At 41.9% G+C, this 6,146-nt stretch carries 4 protein-coding genes; 2 read left to right on the top strand and 2 right to left on the bottom strand.

Annotated features, from left to right (window positions below):
• The coding region (gene glmS, locus VF500_RS13930; RefSeq protein ID WP_330860246.1) for a glutamine--fructose-6-phosphate transaminase (isomerizing) at positions 1-1,763 on the bottom strand (1,763 nt) is incomplete at its 3' end.
• Between the two features lie 399 nt (positions 1,764-2,162).
• On the opposite strand from glmS, the gene VF500_RS13925 reads away from it, so the two are divergent.
• Positions 2,163-3,593: an MBOAT family O-acyltransferase gene (locus VF500_RS13925; protein WP_330860245.1), complete on the top strand. Its 1,431-nt coding sequence runs from the start codon at positions 2,163-2,165 to the stop codon at positions 3,591-3,593.
• A 3-nt stretch (positions 3,594-3,596) separates the two neighbouring features.
• A complete protein-coding gene (locus VF500_RS13920) occupies positions 3,597-4,580 on the top strand; it encodes a hypothetical protein (protein ID WP_330860244.1) in 984 nt (327 codons plus the stop codon).
• A gap of 95 nt (positions 4,581-4,675) precedes the next feature.
• Here VF500_RS13920 and VF500_RS13915 read toward each other — a convergent pair whose 3' ends face one another.
• Positions 4,676-6,097 (bottom strand): pectate lyase, encoded by a 1,422-nt coding sequence (locus VF500_RS13915; RefSeq protein WP_330860243.1) that lies wholly within the window; start codon positions 6,095-6,097, stop codon positions 4,676-4,678.
• Positions 6,098-6,146 lie beyond the last annotated feature (49 nt).

Here is a 6,146-nt window from a genome sequence, read left to right as displayed (position 1 = left end):
GCAAGAAGTTGTAGTGGGATAGTAGCCAGCAGCGGTAAAAATGCTTCGTCGGCGTCGGGGATCTCAATACAGTAATCGGCCATGTTTTTTACTTTGACATCGCCCTGGGTAACAATAGCTATCACTATTCCCTTTCGGGCCTTAACCTCCTGTATATTACTGATCACCTTTTCGTACGACGAATTTTTTGTGGCGATGAAGATCACCGGCATCTGCTCGTCAATTAACGCAATGGGGCCGTGCTTCATTTCGGCGGCAGGGTAACCCTCGGCATGGATATAAGAGATCTCCTTTAATTTTAAGGCACCTTCCAAAGCCACCGGGAAGCCAAACCCCCTGCCCAGGAATAGGCAGTTAGGCGCATTTTTTATTTTTGATGCAATGTCCTCAATCAATTCATTGTCCTGGAGCAGCGTTTGTATTTTATCAGGTATGGTATCCAACTCGGTTAGCAGATTGGTGAGTTTGGCGGGCGTTAAGGTGCCTTTATGCTGCGCTATATATAATGCTATTAAAGTTAAAACCGTAACCTGTGCTGTAAAGGCCTTGGTTGATGCCACGCCTATCTCTGGCCCGGCATGTGTGTAAACCCCTGCATCGGTTACGCGCGGAATTGACGAGCCCACAACATTGCAGACCCCCAGAATTGTTGCACCCCGTTCTTTCGCTATCTCAATCGCAGCTAAAGTATCGGCTGTCTCGCCCGATTGGGATACCGCCATCACAATATCCTTATCTGTAATTATGGGGTTGCGGTACCTGAACTCAGATGCGTATTCAACTTCTACCTTAATGCGCCCATATTCTTCAATAAGGTATTCGCCTGTTAAACCGGCATGCCATGAAGTGCCGCAGGCAATAATAATGATGCGCTCGGCATTTTTAAGCTTATCGGTATATTGTTTAATACCACCTAACTCTACTTTTCCTTCAAGCGGGAATATGCGGCCGCGCATACAATCCCTTATCGAGCGCGGCTGCTCAAAGATCTCCTTCATCATGAAATGTTCAAAGCCGCCCTTCTCTAATGATTCAAGCTTTAATTCCAACTCCTGGATCAATGGGGTTTGCACAACATTGTCCAGTTTCTTTATCAAAAGCCCGGTGGGTTTTACCAGCACTATTTCGTTGTCCTTTAAATACACTACGTTTTTAGTGTATTGGATAATAGGGGTGGCGTCTGATGCGATAAAATATTCGCCTTCGCCTACTCCAATAACAAGTGGGCTGCCTTTTCGGGCGGCAATCAGCTGATCCGGGTTTTCCCTGTCAAGGATAACAATGGCATAAGCGCCTATCACTGTATTTAAAGCTAAGCGGACAGCCTCTAACAGATCTGTTTGTTCGATATTTTGAATTTCTTCAATTAAGTGGATGAGGATCTCTGTATCTGTTTCACTTTTAAATGTATGTCCCCGGGCAACGAGTTCTTCCTTAAGGATCAGGTAATTTTCGATGATACCGTTGTGGATAATATGCAGCCGGTTATCATTTGAACTGTGGGGATGCGAATTTGCATCAGACGGGGCGCCATGTGTGGCCCACCTGGTATGCCCGATGGCTATATGGCCGCTTTTGTCCTTATCAGCAGTGTGCTCCTCAAGACAGGCTACTTTCCCGGTTTTTTTATATACATTGAAACCCTCATTATTTATAATAGCAATACCGGCGCTATCATAACCACGATATTCTAATCGTTTGAGGCCGTTTAACACAACGGGCCACGCATCTCTTGATCCGATGTAACCAACAATTCCGCACATAGTTTTAAGGCTTTAAATAGTAAATTAAGTTTATATGTTACTTGGTAAGTAAAATTATTTAATTGACTATCAATAAAGTACGAGCCCTGTTCAATTGCCCGGAAATTGTAAATCTGACGCCGTTTTACACGTTTAAACTGTAAAAGGATATAAATTGCTTTACATTTTAGTTGGTTGTATCATAATAGCAGACGGATAACGCGGCATTTCTTGCGAAATGGTTAATGAATAGCTATACACCGGTTTCCAGTGGCTGTCATCTTAATTTTGCAAGGTTTTGATCAAATTTTGGCTGTGAAGTTTATTGCGTGATTTTACAGAATGATATACGATTGAAGCCCTGCTATTTTATATCATTTTATTTTCAGTTAGGTTTAATTAACCAAAAAGAACCTGACAATGATATTCAACTCATTTACTTTTCTTCTTTTTTTTCCTGTGGTAACAGTTTTATATTTCCTGATGCCTCATAAATTCAGGTGGCTGCTGCTGCTTACAGCAAGCTGCTATTTTTATATGTTCTTTAAGGCCATATACATCCTTATCCTGTTTTTTACCATAATTATTGATTATACAGCCGGTATTTATCTTGAAAAAGTTAACGATCCTAAAAAGAAAAAGCTTTTACTGATATTGAGCCTTACGGCAAATATTGGGGTATTGGCGATATTCAAGTACTTCAATTTTTTTAATGCCAATTTATCGGGGATATTATACTGGATGGGGTACACCAACCCGATTCCGTTTTTACAGATCCTGCTCCCGATAGGGTTGTCGTTTCACACTTTTCAGGCCATGAGCTATACCATTGAGGTATCTCGCGGCCATCAAAAAGCCGAACATCATTTTGGGATCTATGCCTTATATGTTATGTTTTATCCGCAGTTGGTTGCCGGCCCTATCGAGCGGCCTCAAAACCTGTTGCCGCAGTTTAAAGCAGAGCATCGTTTTAATGCCCTGGATGTTTCTGAAGGTTTAAAAAGGATGCTGATCGGCTTTTTTAAAAAGGTTGTTGTTGCTGATAGGTTAGCGATATATGTAAAAACTGTTTTCAATAATTACCCAGAACATGGATCGGCCACCATTGTACTGGCCTCTTTGTTTTTTGCAGTCCAGATCTATTGCGACTTTTCAGGTTACTCGGATATTGCCATTGGCAGTGCAAGGGTGATGGGCTTTAAATTGATGGAGAACTTTAAGCGGCCTTATTTTGCAAAAAGTATAAGCGAGTTTTGGAGCAGATGGCATATCTCGCTTTCCACCTGGTTTAAAGATTATGTGTATATCCCCCTCGGAGGCAACCGGGTTAGCAAAAGCCGGCTATATTTAAACCTGTTTGCTGTTTTTATGATCAGCGGTTTATGGCATGGTGCCAACTGGACATTTATTGTTTGGGGGGCTTTACACGGTTTTTACCTTGTCTGCGGAATGGTAACGCAGAAATGGAGGGCCGCAGCAGCAAATAAATTGGGTTTAGGCAGTGGAGTATTTGCCAATTTTTTAAATATAACCTTTACAATTTTACTGGTTACTATCAGCTGGATTTTTTTCAGGGCAGTATCATTACAACAGGCCTGGGACCTACTAAGAGGAGTTTTTATTTATAAACCGGGTTTCTTCATCGGCGAACCTACTTACTTTCTGTATGATTTTATGGCCATAGCTGCCTTGTTTTTTTACGAGTTAAAGCAGGAGTACGGCCTTCACTCATTGCGGTTTCTACACAGCGAAAATTGGGGGGTTCGTATGGCTTCCTATTTAGGATTGGTTTTTATAATCCTGCTGTTTGGGGTTTTTGACGGAGGGCAGTTCATCTATTTTCAGTTTTAAATTATGAAGCAGTTAAAGGGAAATAACAATAGGTTTTTTATCAGGTTGCTAATGATCGTTGCGGCTTTCGTAGCTGTTGATCAGATAGCCGGCGCTTGTCTTTATTATTTTTTCACACACCAGGTTTCGGGCGAATATGCTGTGGCTAATCATGTGGTTTATAACTTAAATGAGGATGTGTTGGTTTTGGGCAGCTCAAGGGCTTCGCACCACTATAACTCGTCGTTGATAAAGGATGGGTTGAAGTTAAGTTGCTTTAATGGGGGCAGGGATGGAGAGGGACTTTTATACAGCACAGCTATATTTGAGCTGGCCTTGCAGCGCCATATACCCAAAGTTGTTGTTTTAGATGTAACCAGCGATGTACTGAGTGAAAAAGAGGATGAAAAGAACAGGCTTTCTATTTTACTGCCTTATTTAAAACAATCGGATGTTATTGGCAATATGATTGAAAAGAAAGATAGGCTGGAGCTGTTAAAAAGCCATCTGCAAACTTACCGCTACAATGGCCAGGTGGTTTCCATATTTCAGCATTACTTTTTATCATCAGGTAACACTGTTATGGGTTTTAACCCTTTGGATAATAAAATGGATGCCAGCCGGGTTTCAACTCATACATCGCTTAAGCCATATTCCGACAGCATATCTGCCGATAATGTGGATGCAATGAATTTATTCATAAATGAGTGTAAGAGGCAAAAGATCCAGCTGTTTGTTTTCGTGTCTCCCAGGTATAATGATGATACAGAACAAAATTCCTACTTGAAAATGAAGAGTATTTGTAACAGTAACAACGTGATCTTTCATGATTTTACCAATGACGCCTATTTTAAAAATCCCGAATATTATTCAGACAGGGCACATTTGAATGGTAAGGGGGCCGACTTATATACCGATACCATTGTGGCTTTCATGAAGAAAAGGTTAAACCCTGCAATTAATGTTCAATACCTCAGCAAAAACGAAGAGTTTATATCCCAAAAGTAATATTGTACTGCAACTTCTATCAATAAAAAAGGCCGCTTTATGATAACACATAAAGCGGCCTTTTGCTTAACTAAGCTTGGGGTGAATAATTTTAATTAATTAACTGTTTTAACACCTGCTCCTGCTGTTACTACTGCCGGAACGTTTGCAGCTGCATCAAGCAATGAAGTGTAAGAGTAAGACGGTACCCAGGTTGATAAAGATGAGGTAATGTCGTTGCTACCGCAATTAGAATAAACGTTAGTTGTTATACCGCTGAAGTAACCTACAGGGTCGCCATCTAAGTTAGTAGTAAGTGGTTTTCTACAGCCTGAGAAATACTCATTATCTGTCCTTACTGTACCACCGTATCTTGCGCCGATAGAATAACCATCATTGTTTAAGTGGTAGTTGTTGTACATGTGGATGCTACCGAATACCAAAGTTGGTTCCCTTTCAGACACATTGTACCAGTAGTTGTGGTGTACTGTAACGTGTAGTTTGCCTGTGTTGGCTGCAACAGCATCGCTTGATATCGAACCAATAAGCAATGACAGGTAGGTGTCATGGAATTTGTTCCATGAAATGGTTACGTAGTCAGAACCTTCGGCAACGCCGATGTCTTTACCCCAGTAATCCCAGCCATGGCTGCGGTCTGTAGCAAAATCGCAATGGTCAATCCAAACGTGGTGTGATTGGAATTTAACATATATACCACACTCAGTTACATAGTTTCTAAACGTAACGTTTTGGATGATGATGTTGCTAACTGTGAAAAGGTAAAGGTTCAGGCTCTGGATAACTGCGCCGGTTTTACCGATGATGGTGGTATTTGAACCAACATAAACTGGAGTTAAGCCTGATCCGCTAATTGTTCCGGAAACATAGACAATCTTGGGCGAATTGCCTGCTACCGCGGATTTGAATGCGGCAAGTGTGCTTACTGTTACTGCAGTTGCTCCTTTACCACCGGTTGTTGTTCCGTTAACATTAGCGTAGCCGGTTAATACTGTACTTAATACAGAGCCGGTTGCTGGTGTTGAGGTGGCTGGGTTACTTGTAACAGGGGTACCTGTACTGCTGCTTGCAGTTCCGGTGAGGGTGTAAGTGTACTTTCTTCCGTTCGTGATCGGGCTGCTGTTGTCGGAAGTTGAGAAGTACAAACCGGTATCCCAGTGGCTGAAGCGACCTTTACCGATGTCCCTGATGTCAGCATGGAGCGAGTGGGCCGGACCTAATGCAACACCGTTTTCATAAACCTGGAGTGTTGAAGCGGTTGGAGCAGTGTTTGAATCTCCGCTTACAGAAATGGGGCTGATTTTGTAAGCATAGCCTTCATCTAACCGGATTGAAGCCGGAGCGATCGTGTAAACGGTAGGAGATGTGGCTGTTGTTGCCAGGCTTGCGCTGGCATTTAAATCATTAATTGGAACGGTTACTGGTGTCTCTGCATTTTTGGAGCAACTTCCAATCAGGATAAGCGTACTCAATGCCAAACTGCCAAGAGTCATTTTTTTTAAGGATTTTGTTTTTTGCATGTTATAATTTTTAATTAAGCCCTCGAAACGTGGTCTTATATTAAAAATT

The organism is Mucilaginibacter sp., assembly GCF_036383575.1.
Taxonomy (GTDB): Bacteria; Bacteroidota; Bacteroidia; order Sphingobacteriales; family Sphingobacteriaceae; genus Mucilaginibacter.
This window is presented reverse-complemented; position numbering and strand designations above follow the sequence as displayed.